Here is a 448-nt window from a genome sequence, read left to right on the forward strand (position 1 = left end):
CGCAAACGCTGGTGCTGACTGAATCCGGGCTGGATGCCGTCATGACGCTGCGCAACGATGGCGACAGCAGTATGCCGGCCGGTGGCGGCTTCCATCCATACTTCGCACGCACGGCCGATACGCGCGTGCAGTTCGATGCTGCGACGATGTGGCCGACCGACGCCGGTGAAGTTGCCGTCCGCCGCGAGCCGATCACGCCGCGGGAAGATTTTCGTCACGCCCGTGCATTACCCGATGCCGCGCTCAGCGTCTACTACAGCGAATGGCAGCAACGTGCGGTGGTGTCCCGCGCGGGCGGCGAGCTCACGCTGAGCGCCGATGACCCGCTCGACCACTTCATCCTGCACGCACCGGACGCGCAGCCGTATTTCTGCCTGGAGCCCATTTCACATGTGGCCGACGCCATCAACCTGGCGGCACAAGGATGGGAAGGCACTGGCCTGCGCGC

Annotated in this window: 1 protein-coding gene; it reads left to right on the top strand. The window is 65.8% G+C overall.

What is annotated here, in order from left to right:
* Nucleotides 1-41: 41 nt before the first annotated feature.
* The coding region (locus I6F28_RS37145; RefSeq protein WP_524536137.1) for an aldose epimerase family protein at nucleotides 42-448 on the top strand (407 nt) is incomplete at its 3' end.

It is taken from the genome of Bradyrhizobium sp. NBAIM14 (assembly GCF_020193895.1).
Lineage (GTDB): Bacteria > Pseudomonadota > Alphaproteobacteria > Rhizobiales > Xanthobacteraceae > Bradyrhizobium > Bradyrhizobium yuanmingense.